The sequence below is a fragment of the Kitasatospora sp. MBT66 genome (assembly GCF_000710405.2).
Classification (GTDB): domain Bacteria; phylum Actinomycetota; class Actinomycetes; order Streptomycetales; family Streptomycetaceae; genus Kitasatospora; species Kitasatospora purpeofusca.
The window spans coordinates 43,292-63,418 of record NZ_JAIY01000021.1 but is presented as its reverse complement, the minus strand read 5'-3'; the positions used below and the strand labels follow the sequence as shown (position 1 = coordinate 63,418).

General features: G+C 73.5%; 17 protein-coding genes and 1 pseudogene. 10 read left to right on the top strand and 8 right to left on the bottom strand.

Features of this window, described 5'->3' with window-relative positions; all coding sequences use genetic code 11:
• Window positions 1-160, top strand: a pseudogene (locus BI06_RS54475) (MerR family transcriptional regulator); the annotation flags it as partial.
• 144 nt (window positions 161-304) lie between these two features.
• Here the strand turns inward: BI06_RS54475 and BI06_RS42760 are convergent.
• Window positions 305-1,666 (bottom strand): hypothetical protein, encoded by a 1,362-nt coding sequence (locus tag BI06_RS42760; protein WP_043477806.1) that lies wholly within the window; start codon window positions 1,664-1,666, stop codon window positions 305-307.
• 325 nt (window positions 1,667-1,991) lie between these two features.
• Between BI06_RS42760 and BI06_RS47485 the strand changes: the two genes are divergently transcribed.
• The 7 genes from BI06_RS47485 to BI06_RS42730 are packed head-to-tail and all read left to right on the top strand — an operon-like array spanning window position 1,992 to window position 9,490.
• Window positions 1,992-3,044, top strand: a complete 1,053-nt coding sequence (locus BI06_RS47485) for an acyltransferase domain-containing protein (protein ID WP_082559082.1) — start codon at window positions 1,992-1,994, stop codon at window positions 3,042-3,044.
• On the top strand, window positions 3,041-4,930 hold the full coding sequence (locus BI06_RS50040; RefSeq protein WP_149030662.1) for a hypothetical protein: 1,890 nt from the start codon (window positions 3,041-3,043) through the stop codon (window positions 4,928-4,930). Before BI06_RS47485 ends, BI06_RS50040 begins: the two co-directional genes overlap by 4 nt.
• Window positions 4,931-4,965: 35 nt before the next feature.
• Window positions 4,966-5,967, top strand: coding sequence for a 3-oxoacyl-ACP synthase III family protein (locus BI06_RS42750; protein ID WP_043477968.1), 1,002 nt, complete (start codon window positions 4,966-4,968; stop codon window positions 5,965-5,967).
• 28 nt (window positions 5,968-5,995) lie between these two features.
• Window positions 5,996-6,835: an SDR family NAD(P)-dependent oxidoreductase gene (locus BI06_RS42745; protein WP_030395384.1), complete on the top strand. Its 840-nt coding sequence runs from the start codon at window positions 5,996-5,998 to the stop codon at window positions 6,833-6,835.
• The gene (locus BI06_RS42740; RefSeq protein WP_051742976.1) at window positions 6,832-7,986 is read left to right on the top strand and encodes a beta-ketoacyl-ACP synthase 3; all 1,155 of its coding nucleotides are present in this window, start codon (window positions 6,832-6,834) and stop codon (window positions 7,984-7,986) included. Before BI06_RS42745 ends, BI06_RS42740 begins: the two co-directional genes overlap by 4 nt.
• A complete protein-coding gene (locus BI06_RS42735; protein WP_030395382.1) occupies window positions 7,983-8,249 on the top strand; it encodes an acyl carrier protein in 267 nt (88 codons plus the stop codon). The genes BI06_RS42740 and BI06_RS42735 overlap by 4 nt, the downstream gene beginning before the upstream one ends.
• Window positions 8,246-9,490: a beta-ketoacyl-[acyl-carrier-protein] synthase family protein gene (locus BI06_RS42730; protein ID WP_043477801.1), complete on the top strand. Its 1,245-nt coding sequence runs from the start codon at window positions 8,246-8,248 to the stop codon at window positions 9,488-9,490. Before BI06_RS42735 ends, BI06_RS42730 begins: the two co-directional genes overlap by 4 nt.
• A gap of 376 nt (window positions 9,491-9,866) precedes the next feature.
• Here the strand turns inward: BI06_RS42730 and BI06_RS42725 are convergent, their stop codons facing one another.
• The 6 genes from BI06_RS42725 to BI06_RS42700 form a co-directional block, all read right to left on the bottom strand.
• The gene (locus tag BI06_RS42725) at window positions 9,867-10,538 is read right to left on the bottom strand and encodes an alpha/beta fold hydrolase (RefSeq protein WP_043477798.1); all 672 of its coding nucleotides are present in this window, start codon (window positions 10,536-10,538) and stop codon (window positions 9,867-9,869) included.
• A 340-nt stretch (window positions 10,539-10,878) separates the two neighbouring features.
• Window positions 10,879-11,394 carry an RICIN domain-containing protein gene (locus tag BI06_RS42720; RefSeq protein WP_158516539.1) on the bottom strand — a complete coding sequence of 172 codons (516 nt, stop codon included), beginning with the start codon at window positions 11,392-11,394 and terminating at the stop codon, window positions 10,879-10,881.
• A gap of 134 nt (window positions 11,395-11,528) precedes the next feature.
• A complete protein-coding gene (locus tag BI06_RS42715) occupies window positions 11,529-11,966 on the bottom strand; it encodes a glutaredoxin domain-containing protein (protein ID WP_043477795.1) in 438 nt (145 codons plus the stop codon).
• A 176-nt stretch (window positions 11,967-12,142) separates the two neighbouring features.
• A complete protein-coding gene (locus tag BI06_RS42710) occupies window positions 12,143-13,483 on the bottom strand; it encodes an ABC transporter substrate-binding protein (RefSeq protein WP_043477961.1) in 1,341 nt (446 codons plus the stop codon).
• A gap of 83 nt (window positions 13,484-13,566) precedes the next feature.
• Complete coding sequence (locus BI06_RS42705) at window positions 13,567-14,505, bottom strand: carbohydrate ABC transporter permease (RefSeq protein WP_043477957.1); 939 nt, start codon at window positions 14,503-14,505, stop codon at window positions 13,567-13,569.
• A 106-nt stretch (window positions 14,506-14,611) separates the two neighbouring features.
• Window positions 14,612-15,541, bottom strand: coding sequence for a carbohydrate ABC transporter permease (locus BI06_RS42700; protein WP_043477792.1), 930 nt, complete (start codon window positions 15,539-15,541; stop codon window positions 14,612-14,614).
• Window positions 15,542-15,865: 324 nt separating this feature from the next.
• On the opposite strand from BI06_RS42700, the gene BI06_RS42695 reads away from it, so the two are divergent.
• Window positions 15,866-16,888, top strand: a complete 1,023-nt coding sequence (locus BI06_RS42695; protein WP_037780803.1) for a LacI family DNA-binding transcriptional regulator — start codon at window positions 15,866-15,868, stop codon at window positions 16,886-16,888.
• Between the two features lie 111 nt (window positions 16,889-16,999).
• On the opposite strand, the gene BI06_RS42690 is transcribed toward BI06_RS42695, so the two are convergent.
• A complete protein-coding gene (locus BI06_RS42690; RefSeq protein ID WP_043477789.1) occupies window positions 17,000-18,751 on the bottom strand; it encodes a beta-galactosidase family protein in 1,752 nt (583 codons plus the stop codon).
• A gap of 393 nt (window positions 18,752-19,144) precedes the next feature.
• On the opposite strand from BI06_RS42690, the gene tatC reads away from it, so the two are divergent.
• The gene (tatC, locus tag BI06_RS42685) at window positions 19,145-20,059 is read left to right on the top strand and encodes a twin-arginine translocase subunit TatC (RefSeq protein ID WP_051742997.1); all 915 of its coding nucleotides are present in this window, start codon (window positions 19,145-19,147) and stop codon (window positions 20,057-20,059) included.
• Window positions 20,060-20,127: the final 68 nt, after the last annotated feature.

Genomic DNA, 20,127 nt, shown 5'->3' with positions numbered 1-20,127 from the left:
ACTACGGATCGCCATGCGCGCCCGCGACCTCGTCGACCAGGGCACCCCCATCGACGCCGCCTGCCGCATCATCATCCTCGAAGACCAACTCGAAGAAGCCCTGCGCATCAACGAACAACTCCGCCGCGACGCCGGACAGCAACCCGCCGCCGACACCTGATCCACCCACCAGGCCGACGAGACCGGCCTGTCGGTGAGCGAGACGCGCTCACGACAGGCCGCCCCGGGCACCGTCCCCCGGCAACCAGCAACCGGCCACCGGCCGACCGAGCAGCCCGTTCGCGGTCCCGTACCGCGTGACGCCTCAGCGGGGACCGAGAGCGCCGGCGCGTCGGAGGAGGTGGTGCGCGGCCGGCCGTCGGGAGTGGGGAAGCAGGAGGCCGGGTATCCGTGCCCTGGCCGCGCGGGCACGCCGGGAGGTCAGCATCGGGTAGACGTCGAGGAACTCGTGCCAGGTGGCGCAGGCGGCTTCGACCCGCCCGGCGGCGAGCTGGCGTTCGGCCAGCTTGCTCAGGACGACGGCACGGGAGCGGGACTCGGTCCGCGACCTGCGGGCGGCGGACGTCTCGAAGAACTCGATCGCCCTGGCCGGATCGCCGAGTTCGGCCTCGACGAGGGCACGTTGGTGGTCCCACGAAGCCCGGTGGTAGTCGCCGACCGGCGGCGGCGGGCCGGTCACGTCCGCCAGGAGGTCGCGGGCGCCACCGATGTGGCGCAGTGCGGCCCTCCGCTCGCCGACCGCGGCTTCGGACAGGGCGAGCTGCCCCAGGACGGAGGCCCGGAGGCGCGGTGCCGAGGGACTGATGCGGCAGTCGGCGGCGGCCTGCGCCAGTCTCAGGCTCTGCCGCCGATGGCCGAGTTCGTAGGCCTGGGCGGCCATGATCCGTAGCGTCATCGCCTGGGTGGCCGTGTCGCCGGCGAGGCGGGCCAGGTCGAGGGCGAGGTGGTAGTACCGGGCGGCGAGGCCGTTGAGGTCGTCGTCGGCGTGCATGAAGGCGCACAGGTAGCACAGCCGGGCGGTGGCTCCGAGGATTCCGGCGCGCCGGACCGGCGGCGCGGACGCGGAGAGCATGTGCGCCGCCGTGGTCGCGAGGAACACGGCGAGCGCGATGCGGGCCCGGCCTCCGCCGTGGGCCCGGTCGATCGTGGAGAAGACGGGAAGCAACAGCTCCAGCATGTCCGGCTGTGCCGGGGGCCCCGCGTCGCCCACGGCCACGACCGGGCCGACGAGGTCCCCGAGCAGGACCGGCAGCGGACCCGGCCGCACGGTGACGCCCCCGCCGACGGACGGCGCCCGGTACGGGAGGAGGTACCCGTGGCGATCGGGTGCGGCGGCCGCGGAGGCGAGCTCCACGAGCGCTGCCGGGAGTTCCGGCGGCGGGACGACCGGTGGCGGGAGGACCGGCTGCGAGTCGCCGAAGCCGGCGTCGTCCAGGGTGACGGGCCGTCGCAGCCGACGGCTCAGGGCCGAGCAGACGAGGTGGGTGACGGGCTTGCGGGGCACCACGCCGGTGAGCCACTGGTGCACCGAGGCGCGCCCGTAGGACAGGGCGCACCCGGACTCCGTGCCGATCCGGTTGACGGCCCGGGCCAGTTGTTCTCCGGTCCACTCGGCTTCGCCGAGCAGTTCGCGAAGGCGGGTGTTCGGCACACGATGGACGCCCATGGCTCTCCTGCCGGGTCTTCGAGGCCGTGCCGACGGATGCCCGACCCGGCCTCCGAGGCACGCGGTCGCGCTCCGCACTCTGCGCCATCCTAGCCGCCCGCGCCAATTCGACGGGTGCCCTTTTCCTCATCAACTCCGCTGATTCCAGTGGAAGTTGACACCTCCCAACAATTGACGGCCCGACCGCCGGGAAGGCCCCGCGAGTTCGGTCGCAGACTCCACCATCAAGGACGACGGAACGTTTCTTCGAACCCAGCTCAGGGCGGAGGCGGGATCCATGATGTCCGGCCCACAGAGTCCCACGACCACCGGAAGTGTCGTACACATGTTCCCGGGTCAGGGGGATTTCGGCCTGACGGCACTGCTTCGTACACTTCCCCGCGCCCGGTCGCTCGCAACCGCGGTCACCGAGGTCTTCGAGGAGGCCGACGCCGTGGCCCCCGAATTCGGCGTGCCGCCGATCGGCCCCCGCCTGGCCGGCAGCCCACCGCTCAGCGTCGGCGCACTGGCCGCCGACCCGCCCGGGACCGTACAGCTCGCGCTGTTCGGCGTGTCGCTGGCGGTGCACCGGGCCCTCGAAGCCGAGGGCTGCCGGGCGCACCGCCTCCTGGCGGTCAGCTTCGGCGAGATCCCCGCGCTCACCGCGGCCGGGTGCTGCTCGACCGCCGACGGGGCCCGCCTGGCATGCCGGCTCGGCCAGGTGCTCACCGGCCGCGGCGGCGGCATGACGCTGCTGGGCACGGGGCCGGCCGCAGCCGCCCGACTGATCGCCGCGGCAGGGCCGGGCGCCGGCGCCGTGGTGGTGGCCTGCGTCAACCACAGCGGGGAGACGGTGCTCTCCGGGCCCCTGGGCGGGCTCTCCGTCCTCGAACGCTCGGCGACGGCGCGCGGCATACCGGCGCGACGGCTGCGGCTGCCGTTCATGAGCCACCATCCGGCGCTCACCCGCGAGGCCCGAGCGTTCGCGGACTTCGCCGGGCGGCTGCGCCTGACTCCCCCGCGCCGACCGGTCTACTCGGTGGTGAGCGGCCGGTTCCACCGGTCGGACACCGATCTGCCGGGAGCGCTGTCCGCCTGTCTGATCAGGCCCTTCGACCTGCCGGCGGTGCTCGGCGCAGGCCTGACGGACGCCTCGCTGATCGTCGAGGCGGGCACCGGCAGCACCTTGACGAACAGCGTGCGGCGGATCGATCCGTACCGGGAGGCGCTGGCCCCGATCGCCGACGGCCGATGGCCGACCAGCCCGCCGGCGCCGCTCCCCTCCCCGCCTCCCGGCCCGTCCCCCACCGCGCCGGACGCGGGTGCGTCGCACCACAGCCCGACCGCGACGACCCCTACGACCGCGACGACCGCGACGACCGCGCGGAGGCACACATGAGCGCCGGACGACCGGCCGACGACCGGGCCCGGGCGATCGACGTCCTGACGCGCCTCTCGGGACTGCTCCCGCCCCGGCGGGCCACGGAGTTCGGGCAGCTCCTCGCGGACCACCGGGCAGGACACGAAGCCCTGCGCACCGACATCAGCGCGCACCGGCGGCTGGCGCGCCTGGCGGCATCACTGCCACCCGCCGCCGAGGTGGTCGCCGACCCGGCCCTTCTGGCCGCTCTCAGCGAGGCGACGGCGCTGGCCGACCCCTCGCTCTACCAGACCTTCCTGTCCCACTACGTCCTGTGCGTCGGCTCGCTCGTCCTCCTCGGCGGCGAAGCCGCGGACGGGGGCGGCGCGCTCGCCCACGCCCGCACCAAGGGCTCCTTCATGGTCACCGAGGTCGGCGAGGCCAGCAGCCACCTGGAGATCCGCACCGAGGCCCGGTTCGACCCGGTCCACCGCGAGTTCACGCTGCACACCCCGGACCGTCGGGCCGCGAAGTTCTCCTCCGTCGCGGCGTTCGGCCTGCCGCAACAGGCGGTGGTCTGCGCACGGTTGCTGACCGGCGCCCAGGACGGGGGCGTGTTCTCCTTCCTCGTCGACATCACCGGAGCGGACGGCCGCCCGGTGCCGGGCGTGTCCGTCTCCGACCCGATAGCGGTCGACGCGCTCCCCCTGCCCTACGGCCTCGTCCGCTTCCACGGTGCCCGCGTCCCGTACGGCCGCTGGCTGGCGGACGGCGCCGCGATCGACCCCGCGGGCGTACTGCACGACCCCCTGTCCGGCCCCGACGCCCGGCTCCGGCGAACCCTGAGCTGTGGTCAGGGGCTCTGGGCCACCCTGCCGTCGGCGATGGCGGCCCTGTCGGGCCGCAGTGCGGCGATGGCCTGGCGGTTCAACGCGGGCCGCCGGTCGAACGGACGTCTGGCGCCCGGGAGGCCGCTCCTGGAGTACCGCACCCAGCAGCACGCCGTCGTCGGAGCCCTGGCAGCGGCCCACTCGCTGCGCCGCACCGCCCGGGCCGCCCTGTCCACCTGGGCGGACCTGCGCGCCTCGGGGGCCGCCGCCGGGCCGGACCCGGCGATGGCCTTCTCCCCCTGGGCCGCGGTCGACCGCTCGCTCGCCCTCCACAAAGCGCACAGCACCCGGACCGCTGCCGAGGTCATCGGCTCCCTGCAGCACCGCTGCGGGGTGTCGGGCCACTTCGACCGCAACCGGCTCCCGGGCTACCTCGGGTTCGCCCGAGCCTTCGACAACGCCGGCGGGGACAACACCCTCATCCTCCTGGACGCCGGCCGCGCCCTCGCCGAGGAAGCCGAGGAACGGGCCCGCTCGGGTCCGCCGCCGACCGACCCGGGCGCACTCCCCACCGACCCGACCGACCCGGAATGGTGGCCCGCGGTCGTCACCGCCCTGCAGGACAGACTCGCCGCCGACCTCGCCGCAGCCCGGTCCTCCCACACCGGAGCGGGCCACCGCGACCTGGAGCTGTGGAACCCGCTGCTGGAGGATGCCCTGGAACTGGGTGACGTCCAGGCCCGCCGGCTCGCGGCCGAGGCCGCGGCGGGAGGCAAGGACACGGACGGGCGCGACCGGCCGGTTCCGCAGGCGGACGACCTCGCCGCGCTCGACGGCCTCCGCCAGGCCCGACGCCTGGCCGGCCCCCTGCTGACCGCCGGCGTGCTCGCACCCTCCACCGTCCGCGGCCTGCCCGCGGCCATGGACGCCCTGTGCGACCGGCTGCACCGGGCCCTGCCGGACATCGTGGCCGCCCTCGACCCCGGCGCCGCCGTCGCCCGGACCCCCTTGGACGGGCCCGACTGCACCGCCGCACTCCTCACCGCCCACGGCGCCGCCACCGACGCCGACGAACGCACCTGGAGCACCTCGTGAACCGGAGCGGATCCCCCGGCATCGGCGTCCTCGGCATGGGCACCCACCTGCCCGCCACGGTGCGCGACAACCACGAGGTCGGCCCGCCCGCCGGTGTCTCGGCCACCTGGATCACCGAACGCACCGGCGTGACCGAACGGCACCGGGCCGCACCCCACGAGGCCGCCTCGGACCTGGCGGCAGCCGCCGTACTGGCCGCCTGCGAAGCCGCCAAAGTCGCGCCGGACCGGCTCGACCTCGTCGTCGCGGCCACCTCCACACCGGACGAGCTCGGACCGGCCACCGCCTGCCGCGTCCAGGCCCTGACAGGCGCCACCAACGCCGTCGCCCTCGACGTCAGCGCGGCCTGCTCCGGCTGGCTGTTCGCCGCCAAGGTCGCCCACGCCTGGCTGGCCACGACGCCCGGTGCCCGGCACGCGGCGGTCGTCGGCGTCGAGGCCTACTCGAAGTTCGTCGACCCCACCCAACGCGGCACCGCCGTCCTGTTCGCCGACGGCGCCGCCGCGGCGGTCCTGGGCCCCGTCGACGGGGACGGCGGCTTCCACGACTTCCACCTCGGCTCGGACGGCCGCGGCGCGCACCACGTGCTCATCCCCGCCGGCGGCAGCCGGATCCCCGCCGGGACGGCGAGCCTGGACGCGGGGCTGCACCACATCCACATGGACGGCCGCGCCGTACGCGACTTCATCACCGAGATCTTCCCCCGCCTGGTGGAGCACGCCCTCACCCACCACGGTCTCGGCCTCGACGACGTCGACGCCTTCATCACCCACCAGCCCAATCCCGTGCTCCTGCGCACCGTCGCGGACCGGATCGGCATCCCGGCCGAACGCCTGCACATCACCGGGGACCTCACGGGCAACATCGGCGCGGCCTCAGCCCCGTTCGCACTCGCCGACGCCGCCGCCCGGGGGCTGCTGGCCGACCGGGCGCGCGTGCTCGTCTGCGTCTTCGGCGCCGGCCTGACCTGGGGCAGCACCCTGCTCACCTGGACGGGGGCGCGCTCCCTGCGCGCGCCCGCCCGAAGCGCCGACTGACACCCCGCCGGAAACCGGAGGAAGCCCCATGACCGTCCTCGACCACTTCCGCCTCGACGGCCGCCGCGCGCTGGTGACCGGCGCCTCCCGCGGCATCGGCCGGGCCGTGGCCGTCGCGCTCGCCCAGGCCGGCGCCCGACTGGCCCTCTCCGCCCGCACCGCGCCCGCGCTGAAGCACACCGTCGACCAGGTGCTCCGCTACGGGGCGTCCCCGGTCCTGGTGCCCGGCGATCTCGCCGACACCGGCCGGGCCGTCCTCGTCGACCTCGCCGCCGAGGCCCTGGGCGGCCTCGACATCGTCGTCCACAACGCCGGCGTCCTGCCCACCAACCCCGACGGAAGCACGCTCCTCGCACCGCTGCAGCACCTCCCCCAGGCCGCCTGGGACGAGGTCGTCTCGGTCAACCTCAACGCCACCGCGGCGATCTGCCGCCACGCCCACCCGTACCTGGAGCGGTCCGACGGCGCCAGCCTGGTGCTGATGTCCTCCGTCGCGGGTCTGGTCGGCACGCCCATGATGGAGGCGTACGCCGCGACCAAGGCCGCCCAGGTCTCCCTCGCCCGCAGTCTCGCCGCCGGCTGGGCCCGCAGCGGCATCCGGGTCAACGCCCTCTGTCCCGGCTGGGTCCGCACCGACATGACGGCCGCCGTGCACAGCGACGCCGCGCTCAGCGACTGGCTGCTGGCCCACGTTCCCCTGGGGCGCTGGGCCGAACCGGAGGAGGTCGCCGCAGCGGCGCTGTTCCTGGCCTCGCCCGCGTCCGCCTTCCTCACCGGGCAGGCGATCGCCCTGGACGGCGGCCTCTCGGTCCCCGACGGCGGACTCGCGGGCACCCCCAAGCCGCCCTCCCCGTTCGCAGCGCCATGACCTCCCCGCCCTCCGCCCCCGGCGACCGCGCCAGGGCGGTGATCGCCGGCATCGGCTCCTGCCTCCCGCCCCTGGTGGTGACCAACACCCAGGTCATCGCCCGTGGCAACCTGGACACCACCGATGCGTGGATCACCGGCCGCACCGGCATCCACCGCCGGCGGCTGGCCGGGCCCGCCGTCAGCACCGGAGACCTCGCCACGGCCGCCGCCCGCGCGGCGATCGACTCCGCCGGATCCGCCGTCCCACGACCCGACCTGCTGCTGCTGGCCACCACCACGCCGGACCGGCCCTGCCCCGCCACCGCACCGGAGGTCGCCCACCGGCTCGGTCTCGGAACGGTCCCCGCGTTCGACCTCGCGGCCGTCTGCTCGGGCTTCCTCTACGGCCTGGTCACGGCCTCCGCCCTGCTCCGCAGCGGGACCTGCCGGGCACCCCTGGTGGTCGCCGCCGAGAAGTACTCGACGATCGTCGACCCCTTCGACCGCGACACCGCACCGCTGTTCGGCGACGCCGCCGCCGCGGTGGCGCTCCGTCTCGGGGACGCCGACGAGCCCGGGGCCGTGCTGGAGACCGACTGGGGAAGCGACGGCGGTGGAAGCGACCTGATCACCGTCGCCGCAGGCGGCTCGCGGCTGCCCGCCGCCGCCACCGGCATCGGCATCGGCATCGACACCGCCACCGGCATCGACACCGGCATTGGCATCGACACCCCCGGACACGGCGACCGCTGCTTCCGGATGCGCGGACGCCAGGTCTACGCCCACGCCGTACGCCGCATGACCTCCTCCTCCGAGGCCGTGCTCGCCACCACCGGCTGGCGGCCCGAGGAGGTCCGGGCCTTCATCGGGCACCAGGCCAATCAGCGGATCCTGGACGCCGTTGCCGACCGCCTCGGCGTCCCGCCGCGGCACCGCCTGGGCAACATCCGCGAGGTCGGCAACACCGCCGGCGCCTCCGTACCGCTCGCCCTCGCGGACGCCGCCGCCCGGCACGCCTGCGCCCCGGGCGCCCGCACCCTGCTCACCGCCTTCGGCGGCGGCCTCACCTGGGCGTCCGTGACCCTGCTGTGGCCGGACGCACCCGTGCGGACGGCCGCCCCCGAACCCCGCCCCCCGCTCCACGACCACCAGGAGGTCAGCCCACCGTGAACCCCGTCCGCGAACACCTGGTCACCCTGCTCACCGAGAAGTTCGAGGCGCCGCCCGGCTCGATCCACGACGATGCCGCCCTCGGGGACCTCGACCTCGACTCCCTCGCCCGGGTCGAACTGGTCTTCAGCCTCCAGGACCACTGGGGTGTGCCCCTGGACGACGACCGCGACTCCACCGGCGATGTGACGGTGGGCCGACTCGTCGACCGCATCGAGACCCTGCTCGCGCAGTCCGCCCAAGAGCCCGACCGATCCGAATGAGCACGGCCCACCCACCGCTCGCCGTCACCGGGATCGGCCTGGTCACCCCGGCCGGCCACGGAGCCGGGCCGACCTGGCGCGGTGTCCTGGGAGCCGTCGGCACAGCCGCCCCCGACCCGGCGCTCACCGGCCTGCCCGTCATACTGTCCTGCCGGGTCCCCGGGGACTCCGCGACGCAGGCCGGAGAACGCCGCTCCTGGCAGCTGGACCGCGCCACCCGCTTCGCCCTCGCCGCGGCCCGGGAAGCCGTCGCGGACGCGGGCCTCGATCCCGCACGCTGGCACGGCGCACGGGTCGCGGTGGTCCTCGGCTCCGCGGCCGGAGGCGTGGGCAGTTACGAGCACGCGGCGGAGCGCCTGCGCACCCTGGGACCCGCAGCCGTGTCCCCCGCGGCGCTTCCCGCCTTCCTGCCGAACATGGCCGCGGGCCGGCTCGCCATCGAATTCGGCACGACGGGCCCGGTGATGCACACCGCCACCGCCTGCGCCTCCGGGGCCACCGCCATCCACACCGCGGCCCTGCTGCTCCGCACCGGAGCCTGCGACATCGCCCTGGCCGGCGGCACCGACGCCATGATCACTCCGGTCTGCGTCTCCGGGTTCGCCAGGATGAAGGCCCTTTCCCGCAACACCGATCCCACCCGTGCCTCCCGTCCGTTCGACGCGGACCGCGACGGCTTCGTCATCGGCGAGGGGGCGGGCTTCCTCGTCCTGGAACGCCTGCCGGACGCGGCCTCGCGCCGGGCCGCCCCCAGGGCGCTGCTGGTCGGCGCCGGGACGGCCGCCGACGCCTTCCACCCGGTCGCACCGCACCCGGACGCCCGCGGTCTCGAACAAGCCGTCCGACTGGCCCTCGCCGAGGCCGGGGCCGGCCTCGGCGACGTCGACCACATCAACGCGCACGGCACCAGCACCCCGCTCAACGACTCCGCGGAGGCCCGCCTGATCCACCGCCTCTTCGCCCGGCGCCCCCCGTCGGTCACCTCCGCCAAGGGCGTGCTCGGCCATACGATGGGCGCCGCCGGCGCCATCGAGGCAGCCCTGACGGTTCTCACCGTGCAACACCGACTCGTGCCCGGAACAGCGGGGTTCGCCCTCCCCGACCGGGACACCGGCGGGATCGACCTGGTCCTCGACGGCCCCCGCCGCCAACGCCTCCGGCTCGCGCTGAGCACCTCGGCCGGATTCGGCGGCCACAACACCGCCCTCGCCTTCGCCCCCGCCGGCCCGTCCCCGGACTGACCGGTGCGCGCGCGGTGCCGGTGCGGGAGCAGTCGACGCACGGTCCCTGGTCGTGCCGGAGGGCGAAGAGCTCCAGCAGGTGGGTGCGTTCCCGCAGGTGGTACGGATCAGTGGGCACGTCGACCCCGGGCATCAGGCTCGGCGGCGGCCCGCGACGCGCTCGGGGATCGGCCGGCGCACGTCGTGCACCCGTCCGGGACGTTCGGCGAGTCGGACGACGGCGGCGGCGGGGTCGATTCGCTCCAAGGGGTCACCTCCATGGCACCGCCCTGGAGAACGTCGAGGGCCTGCGGCCGCTGACAGACGCGGCCTCAGGCGCACGGAGATCCCCGGAGGGTCTGGCGCGCGGGCCCGGGCTCCACCCACGAGCCCGCGATCACTGCGTCCCGTGCCACGCCGTGGTGACGGCGACGATGGTCCGGGCCAGGGCCGCGGGCTGCTCGCGGGCGATGAGGTGTCCGGCGCCCTGGACGGGCCGGACGGTGGTGCGCGGAGCCAGGCGCAGCAGCTGGTCGATGTCCTCGGCGGTGACCGAGGAGCCGGTGTCACCGTGGACGAGCAGGACGGGGAGGTCGAGTTCCGCGGTGATCCGCCGGAGCCGCGGGACCTGGCCGAGGATGTCCTCGACGAGCAGGGTGTAGGCGCCGGTCAGGCCGCCTGCGGCGAGGAAGCGGCGGACCCGGGCGAGGTCGAGGCAGGGGACGACATCGACCAGCACCAGTCCTGCCACTCGTGCCCGCGTCGCCGGATCGGCGAGGGCGGCGACGGCGGCGAGTCCGCCCAGCGAGGCGCCGACGACCACGGCGCCCGGCGGCTCGGCCAGGAGCATCGCGGCGATGTCCTCCGCGCACGGGGCCAGCGCCTGCGGACGGCCGTCACTGTCGCCGTGGCCCCGCTGGTCGTAGGCGACGCAGCGGAAGCCGGCCCCGACGAGGACCTCGCTGACGGGAGCCCACACCTTGCGGCGTTCACCTCCGGCATGGAGCAGGAGGTAGGTCGGTCCGGCACCGACCTCCTCCCCCCGCAGGACCGCATCGGGGCGAGCCATCCACCGAGGCTGCGGGACGGCCGGATCTACCGGTTCCATCATGGACCTGACACCTCACCTTCTTCTCCCCCGCCCGAAGGAATCGGGTCGTCAGGGGCCGCCCGGTCCCCCCGAACCCGAACGCGACGTCCAGTACCGCCCGAAGACGCACACCAGGAACCGAAACTACACCGGGCCCGTGCCCGTCGAAGGCACAACGGCAGACCGCGCTCCCCATCGCCCCGCCGGCCAGCCGGCTCGGGGTGGTTCCTCCGCATTGCGGCCGTCGCCGCTCGCGGTGGGGCGGGCACCACTCCGGGCGCCGACCCCACCGCAGCGGGTCAGTGACCGTCGGCCGGGGTCAGAACGCCGGCCGCCAGGCGCGGGACGGGTCGGAGTCGCAGTTGTAGATGACGGTGGGCGTGTTGTTGGCCCCGCCGCCACCGGCCGGGCTCAGGCACTTGCCGCTGCTGTAGTTCACCAGGTAGGTGCCGCTGAAGTACCACAACCGCGACGAGTCGTCGTCGCAGAGGTAGATGACGGTGGCCGTGTTGTTGCCGCCGGCACCACCCGCCGGGCTCAGACACTTGCCGCTGTTGATGTTGAGCACCTGCCAGGTGTTGTTGCCCTTGTTGACCAGGTACCACTGGCGGGACGCGTCGGAGTCGCAGTTGTAGATGACGGTGGGCGTGTTGTTGGCCCCGCCGCCACCGGCCGGGCTCAGGCACTTGCCGCTGTTGATGTTCTGCAGGTACGAGCCGAGCCCTGCCCGGACGGCCTGGTCGGTGGCCGAGGCGGCGGGCGCGGAGAACAGCGCACCGCCGATCATGGCTGCCGCCGCTACGGCGACAGAGGTCCTACGGGAGATCCGTGCCACGGTCTGTGCTCCTTCTGATCGAGAGGACAGAGGAACCGGGGTAGCAGAAGAAGCCTCGCAGACGACTGATGACAGGTCCATGCCCATCCACGAAGAAGGCACAAAGACGTTCCGTCCCGTACGGACACCGTGGATCACACGGATCGGGAGAGCTGTTCGCGCACCCATTCGGGATCGGGGTTGGTGTGGGACCGACCTGCCACGACGACCGTCGGCACGGTCTCGTTGCCGTCGTTGGCCGCCCGCGCCACGGCGGCACCCGCCGGGTCCCGCCAGATGTCGACCCAGTGAAGGCGGCGGGCGCTACGGCCCAGCCGGATGCGCAGCCGGATGCAGTACTTGCAGCCCGGACGCCAGTAGACGACCGGTCGGCCGTCGACCGCGCTGCGGCGCTGCGCCTCCGCCGCGGCGACCGACCTCGGGAAGATCAGGGGCGAGTTCACGCCGGCGAGCGCCAGGAACGCCAGCAGGAGCCCCGCGGCCGCGCCGGGGCTGCCGGAGAGGAGCAGCCCGGCGGCGACGAACGAGCCGCAGAGCACGAACAGCAACGACAGGAACCATGGGCGTATCACGGTGACGCACGCTACCAACGGGGCGGCGTACTCCCCGGACCGGGCCGCCCACCTGGGGGTTGACCGGGCAGCACAGGGAGCCTAGCTGGGGCAGCCGCACACCGGACGGCATCGGCCCCGCCCTGCCGGAGTCGACCGACAGGGCGGGGGACGGGGCGGCAACTGGCCCACGACGGCTACTTGTTGACCGTGAACCCCTGGTCCTTGCCGTACTTGACGCTGGTCTCCTGCCAGGCGTTCAGGCCGGCCGCGAGCGTGGTGGAGGAGACGTACGCCTTGCCGACGGTGTCGTTGAAGACCGAGTTGGCGTACACCTGGAAGGGCAGGTAGGACCAGTCGGCGCCGACGTTGCGGGCGGAGTCCGCGAAGATCCGGTTCGCCTGCTGCCCGCCGAAGTACGGGAAGTCGGCGTCCAGGAAGGCCGGCGACTCCAGGTCGGCCCGGGTCGCGGGGAAGGCCCCCGCGGCGACCCGGGTGCTCGCGCCCGCGCCGGTGGTGGCGAACTCGGTGAAGGCGTAGGCGAGTTCCTTGTTCTTGGCGGCCCTCGGCACGGCCAGCGAGCTGCCGCCGTTCTCCGCGCTCGCCGTGCCGCCCTTGGTCCACTGCGGGAGCGGGGCGACCCGCCAGTCGCCGGACGCGGCCGCCACACCGGAGACGAAGCTGGCCGGCATCCAGGCGCCGATGGCCAGGGTGGCCACCGTGCCGTCGGCCAGTCCCTTGTACCAGGAGTCGCTCCAGGAGCTGATCGGCGCGACCAGCTTCTCGTCGAGGAGCTTCTGCCAGGTGCCGGCGTACGTCCTGGTGCCCTGGTCGCCGAAGTCGACGGTGACGTCGGTGCCCTTGCTCTTGTAGGGGCGGCCCCCGGCCTGCCAGATCAGGCTGGTGGCGAAGCCCGCGTCACCGGTGTCGTTGGTGATGAAGAGCTTGGGGTCGGCCTTGTGGAGGGCACGGGCCGCCTCCACGTACTCGTCCCAGGTGGTCGGCACGGCGATGCCGTGCTGGTCGAAGACCTTCTTGTTGTAGAAGAGCGCCATGGGGCCGGAGTCCATCGGCAGGGCGTCGACGGCCCCGTCCCGGTGGACGGCGTTCCACGGGCCGGGGGTGAAGCCGGAGGCGAGCTTGTCCGCTCCGTACGGGGCGAGGTTCTCGACGGACTTGCCGATCGCGAACTGGCCGAGGGCGTAGTACTCGATCTGCGCCACGTCGGGGGCTCCGGAGCCGGCCGCGATCGCGTTCTGCAGGGCGGTGTACTGCTTGTCGCCGGTGCCCGCGTTGACCAGCTCCACATCCACCTTCGGGTACTTCTTCTCGAAGTCCTCCGCGACCTTCTTCAGCGTGGGTTCCCAGGCCCACACCGTCACCCTGCCGCCCTTCTCCAGCGCGGCGGCGACGTCCTTCGGTCCCGCGGAGGCGGAGCCGTCGTCCGTGCCGCCGGAGCCGCAGGCCGTTGCGCCGAGGGCGAGTGCGGACACCACGGCGACGGCGCCGAGCAGTCTGCGGGTGACGGGGGTGCGCATGCGCATGCGGGAGCTCCTGAGGACGAGGGTGGGAGAGGGTGAGGGTGGTGCAGGCGGGAGAGGAAGCGGTGGGGGTGGTGCAGTCACTCCTTGACGCTGCCCGCGGCCAGGCCGGACTGCCAGTAGCGCTGGAGCAGCAGGAACACCGCCACGATCGGGACGATCGTGAGCAGGGACCCGGTGATGACGATGTCGAAGACGGGCTCGCCGCCGGCGGTCTGCGCCTGGGCGTTCCACGCGTTGAGCCCGAGGGTGAGCGGGTACCAGTCGGGGTCCTTGATCATGATCAGCGGCAGGAAGTAGTTGTTCCAGGTCGCGACCATCGAGAACAGCAGCACGGTCACCGTCCCCGGCATCAGCAGCGGCAGGGCGATGCGGAAGAAGGTGCGCAGTTCGCCGGAGCCGTCGATCCGGGCGGCCTCCAGGAGTTCCGTGGGCACGGCCTCGGCGGCGAACACCCACATCAGGTAGAGGCCGAACGGGGAGATCAGGGAGGGGATGATGACGGCCCACGGGGTGTTGGTGAGCCCCATCCTGCTGAACATCAGGAAGGTGGGCACGGCCAGCGCGGTGCCGGGTACGGCCACGGCCCCGATGACGACCGCGAAGACCGCCCGGCGGCCCGGGAAGGCGAACTTGGCGAGCGCGTAGCCGCCGAGGACGGCGAGGACGGTGGCGCCGCCCGCGCCGGCGGCCACGTAGAGCAGGGTGTTGAGCAGCCAGCGGACGAAGGCGCCGTCGTCGTAGGTGAGGGTCCGGGTGATGTTGTCCCACAGGTTGACGTCGTCGGCGAACCAGAGTCCGAAGGAGTTCATCAACCCCTTCTGGTCCTTGGTCGCGTTGATGAACAGCCAGGCGAGCGGGAGCAGGGTGTAGACCAGGACCAGCGCGGTGAGCAGGGTGAGCGGGACGCTCGGGCGGGGGCTCAGGGGGGTGCGGGGGCTCGGCCGGCGGCGCTTCGGATCGGAGCGTGCGGCGGACGGGGCGCCGGTGGTGGTGGCGCGGTCGGCCGGTGCGGTCATGGACGCAGTGGTGGTGGAACTGGACACGGAGGGGGTGGAGTCGGACGCGGAGGTGGCGGGGGTGGCCGCCGCTGCGGGCGCGGGGACGGGAGGGGTGGTCATCGGCTCAGCCCTTCCGCATGCCGCGCAGCTGGACGGTGTAGGCGATGACCGCGGTGATCACGCCCATCACGATGGCCACGGTGGCCGCGTAGTTGTGCTGCTGGCCCGCGAAGGACAGCGAGTAGGTGTAGAGGTTGGGGGTGAAGTCGCTGGTGATCGCGTTGGGGGCGAGCTTCTGGAGGATGCTGGGCTCGTTGAAGAGCTGGAAGCTGCCGATGATCGAGAAGATCGTCGCGATCACCAGGGCGCTGCGGATGGCCGGCAGTTTGACGGAGGCGATCACCCGCCACTCCCCCGCGCCGTCGATCGCCGCCGCCTCGTAGAGCGAGCGGGGGACGACCTTGAGGGCGGAGTAGAAGATCAGCATGTTGTAGCCGACGAACTCCCAGGTCACGATGTTGCCGATGGAGGCGAGGACCAGGGACGGCGAGAGCGGGTCGGGCAGGGTGACGCCGAGGGCGTCGTTGATGTTGCCGACCAGGCCGAAGCGGGTGCCGTACATGAAGCCCCAGATCAGGCTGGCGACGACGGCGGGGACGGCGTACGGGAGGAACACCGCGACCCGGAAGAACGTCCTGCCGTAGAGTCGGCCGCTGTCGATCGCGAGTGCGACCAGCAGCGCGACACCCAGCATCACGGGCACCTGGACCAGCAGGAAGAGCCCTACCCTGGCCAGGCCCTCCCAGAAGCGGGTGTCGGCGAGCGCCTCGCCGTAGTTCTCCAGGCCGACGAAGGAGGTGCCCCCGATGAGCCGGTCCTTGAAGAGGCTCAGGTACAGCGCGTACCCGATCGGGGCGAGGAGGACGAGGCCGAACACCGCGACGAACGGGCCGGCGAACCCCCAGCCCACGAGGGCCTCCTTGCGCAGCCGGAGGCGGGGACGTGGTCGGCGCGGCGGTGGTGCTTCCGTCGCGCGCGTCGAAAGGAGCGTCATGGCGGGGGTCCTTGCATCGGTGACCGGAAAGTGCGGTGGCGGAGGACGGGTGGCGAGTGGCCGGGGACCGGTGAACGGCTCCGCGGCGACTGGCCAACGAAGGATGTTTACGTAATCATCGGTGTGGCGATCGTGGCACTCCCGATGAGGAGCGTCAAGCACGAAGCAGAGACGAACGAGAGGAATCCGGTGAGGGGCATGCAGACGAGCGACCGGTCGGCCGGCACGGGCGCGGGGGGCGCGGGATCCGGGCCGGAGGCAGGCGGGGAGGCCGGCGGGGCAGCCGGCGGCGGGCGCGGCCGGGGCCGGGCCCGCCGGGTCTCGATGGCGGACGTCGCCGCCCTCGCCGGGGTCTCCTCGCAGACGGTCTCGCGCGTCTCCAACGGCGACCCGGCCGTCATCGACAGCACCCGCCAGAAGGTGCTGGACGCCATGAAGGAGCTCGGCTACCGGCCCAACAGCGCCGCCCGCGCCCTCAAGCGCGGGGAGTTCCGGGCGATCGGCGTGATCACCATGGGCCTCTCCAGCACCGGCAACGTCCGGACCCTGGAGGCGATCGCGGGCTCGGCCGCCCGCGCCGGCTACGCCGTCACCCTGATCCCCCTCGACGCCCCGACCCAGGACAACGTCCGCGGCGCCTTCACCCGGCTCGACGAACTGGCCGTCGACGCCGTCGTCCTCATCATGGAGGTGCATCTGCTCGACACGACCGCGTTGACCCTGCCGCCGCACGTCAAGGTGGTCGTGGTCGACTCCGACGCCACCGGGCGCTTCCCCGTCGTCGACACCGACCAGCGGCAGGGGGCCCGTACCGCCGTGCAGCACCTGCTCGACCTGGGGCACGAGACGGTCTGGCATGTCTCGGGCCCCGAGGAGTCCTTCGCGGCGGACCGCCGGTCGGACGCCTGGCAGGCGGTGCTGCGCGAGGAGGGACGACGGGTGCCGCCGGCGCAGCGCGGCGACTGGACGCCCGAGTCCGGGTACCGGGCAGGGCTGCGGCTCGCCGAACAGGCCGACTGCACCGCCGTGTTCGTCGCCAACGACCAGATGGCCCTGGGCGTGCTGCGGGCCTTCCACGAGCGGGGCCTGCGGGTCCCGCAGGACGTGAGCGTGGTCGGCTTCGACGACATCCCGGAGGCGGCCTCCTTCATTCCGCCGCTGACGACGATGCGTCAGGACTTTGCCCGGGTCGGCGAGTTGTGCGTGGACGCGGCGCTGCGGGAGCTGCGCGGCGAGACGGTGACGGGCGTCCGGCTGGTGCCGACCACCCTGGTCGAGCGGGCGAGCACGGCGGCCCCGAGGCCGGGCGCCGCCGTGACTCGGCAGAGGCCGGGCGGGCGGCGCTGACGGGGCGCTGACGGGGGCGCCGAAGGACGCGTCCCACGGGCCGACCGGCCGGCGGCCCTCCGGGGCGGCCGGACGCCGGGTCGCACAACCCGTCGTCCGGCCGCTCCGCCGTCACTCCCCGATCGGGCCGAGGTCCGGCGTCCCGCGGAACTCGACCGCGCGGGCGCGGTGCGCGGAGTGGAGTTCGAGCACCACGACCTCGTTGGTCCCGGCCCGCAGGACCGGCGCGGGCACGTACAGCGAACGCTGCGGCCCCCGGGACCAGTAGCGGCCGAGCGGGAAGCCGTTGACCCAGGCGTTGCCCTTGGTCCAGCCCTCCAGGTGGAGGAAGGTGTCGGCGGGCGCGGCGACCTCGAAGCCGCCGCGGTGGAAGGCGGGCCCGACGGGCGTCGGCGCACCGGCGGCGAAGGGCACGTCCGCCAGGCTGGTCAACGGGAGCGGGCGGCAGCTCCATTCGGCGGGTTCGGCCCCGTCGAGCAGGACCTTGCCCAGCAGTCCCTTGCGGTCGTGGATGCCGGGGCCGTAGTTGACCCGCCCCTGGTTCTCCACCAGGACGGTGAGGGTGCTCCCGGCGGCGGGGGTGGTGAAGGCCAGGGCGTGCTCGTGGTTCTCCCGCTCCAGGACGCCCACGGGCCGCCCGTCGACGAAGACCTGGGCGCGGTCGCGGACCTGCTCGACCTCCAGCAGGACCGGGCCGGCGGCCGGCAGCACGGTCTCGTAGAGCACGAAGCCGAAGTCCTGTGCCAGTTCCTCCATGGTGAGCGGCCGGGGCGAGCGGACGGCCGGTGCCAGGGCGGCGGCGTTCGGCAGCAGTTCGGCGCTCTCACCGAGCACGACCGGGGGGAGGGCGAGCTTGGGGCCGCGCGCGGGCACCGGCTCCTCGGGCACGGGGGCGTGCTTGGCGAGGACCTCGCGGAAGGCGTGGTACTTCGCGGTCGGGTCCCCGGCCTCGTCGAGCGGCGCGTCGTAGTCGTAGGAGGTCACGGTCGGCCGGTAGGTGTGCTTGTCGTTGGCGCCGTTGGTGAAACCGAAGTTGGTGCCGCCGTGGAACATGTAGAAGTTGACCGAGGCGCCGGCGGAGAGGAGCTCGTCCAGCTCGCGGGCCGCGTCGTCCGGGTCGCGGACCACGTGCCCGGCACCCCAGCGGTCGAACCAGCCGATCCAGAACTCCGTGGTCAGCAGCGGCGAGTCGGGCCGTTTGCGGCGCAGCTCGGCCAGGTGCTCGGCGGCGCGGCTGCCGAAGTTGGCCGTGGCGAGCACGCCGGGCAGCGCGCCGCGTTCGAGGTCCGACGGCTGGTCGCAGGTGAACAGCGGCACGTCGATCCCGCAGCGTCGCAGCGCGTCGGCGAGGTGTTCCAGGTACGCGGTGTCCTCGCCGAACGCCCCGTACTCGTTCTCCACCTGGACGGCCAGGATCGGACCGCCCCGCGAGGCCAGGTGGGGCAGGAGCGGGGTGAGCAGGCGGCGGAAGTAGTCGTCCACGGCGGCCAGGAACCGGGGGTCGCGGGAGCGCAGCCGGATGTCGGGTTCGGCGAGCAGCCAGGACGGGAGGCCGCCGCCCTCCCACTCGGCGCAGATGTAGGGGCCGGGGCGCAGCAGCACGTGCAGGCCCTCGGCGGCGGCCAGTTCGACGAACCGGGGCAGGTCGAGCCCGCCGTCCAGCCGGAACTGCTCCGGCCGGGGCTGGTGGAGGTTCCAGGGCACGTAGGTCTCCACGGTGTTGAGGCCCATCAGCCGGGCCTTGTGCAGCCGGTCCGCCCACTGCGCGGGGTGGACCCGGAAGTAGTGGAGCCCACCGGACAGCAGCCGGAAGGGTTGGCCGTCGAGCAGGAAACCGGCCTGGTCTGTCTGGAGAACGGGCATGCGCGTCTTGCTCCTGTGGGAAGGGGTGCGGTGCGGCAGTGGGCCTGCCCCTTCGAATATGTTTACGTAACCATCGACCCCGTGGCAAGCTTCTGGGCAGCCGGGACGGTCCCACCGGAAGGGAGCATTGACGGGCGGACCGGGCAGCCCGCAGACTTCGCGTACCGGCGGCGCTCCCGTCCGGACCATCAACACCACCGCGGGCCGTCGCCCGCGGGCCGGCGGCGCCGCGAGCTCTTGTCCGGTCCCGCCTCGGCGCGGATCCGCCCGGGGCCCGCCGACGGGCGGGCCTCCGAACACCAGCCGAGGTCCGGGTTGAGCAAGCTGATCAAGGTAGCGAAGACTTCCAAGGCGCTCGGCGCGCCCAAGGCGTCCAAGGACCCCGAGGGCCGGATGGCCCTCGCCGACCACCTGCGGGAGCTGCGCAACCGGGTGGCCAAGTCGGTCCTGGCGATCGTGCTGTTCACGGTCGTCGCGCTGGTCTTCCACAAGAGGATCGAGGACTTCCTGCTGCAGCCGCTCCGCTGCACCCCGGAGATCCTCGCCGCGGGCAAGGAGAAGTGCGCGCAGGTCTCGACCATCGGCCTCACCGCCGGCTTCAACTGGATGCTCAAGGTCGCCCTGACCACCGGCGTGGTGGCCACCGTCCCGGTCTGGCTCTACCAGGTCTGGGCCTTCGTCGCGCCCGGTCTGCACCGCAACGAGCGCAAGTACACCCGGATCTTCGTCGCCTGCGGCGCCCCGCTGTTCCTGGCCGGGGTCGGCCTGGCGATGGTGCTGCTGCCGACGACGGTCCGGATGCTCATGTCGTTCACCCCCGACAACACCACGCCGATCCTGCCGCCCGACGACTACTTCGACATCGCCACCCGGCTGGTCCTGGTCTTCGGCCTGGCCTTCGAGTTCCCGCTGCTGCTGGTGATGCTCAACCTGACCGGCATCGTCACCGGCAAGCGGCTGCTCGGCTGGTGGCGCGGCATGGTGATGGGCATCACCGTCTTCGCGGCGTTCGCCACGCCGAGCGTCGACCCGCTGAGCATGCTGGCGCTGGCCGCGCCGATCTGGGCCCTGTACTTCCTCGCCTGCGGGATCGCGGTGGCCAACGACCGCCGCAAGGCCCGGCGCAACCCCGACCTCGGGCTCGACGACGACGAGGCCTCGGAGGTCGACCTCACGGTGCGGCCGGTACCGGCGGTGGCGGCCGTCGAGGCCTCCACCCAGCCGTCCGCGAGCGTCGAGGTGCACCTGCCGCGCCAGGAACACCCGGAGCACCAGGAACACCGGGCGCGCCTGGACGACATCACCTGATCCTTCGGCGGGCGCCCCGACCGTACGTCACGGTGCCCGCCGGCCTGTGCCCCGGCACCGCGGACGCC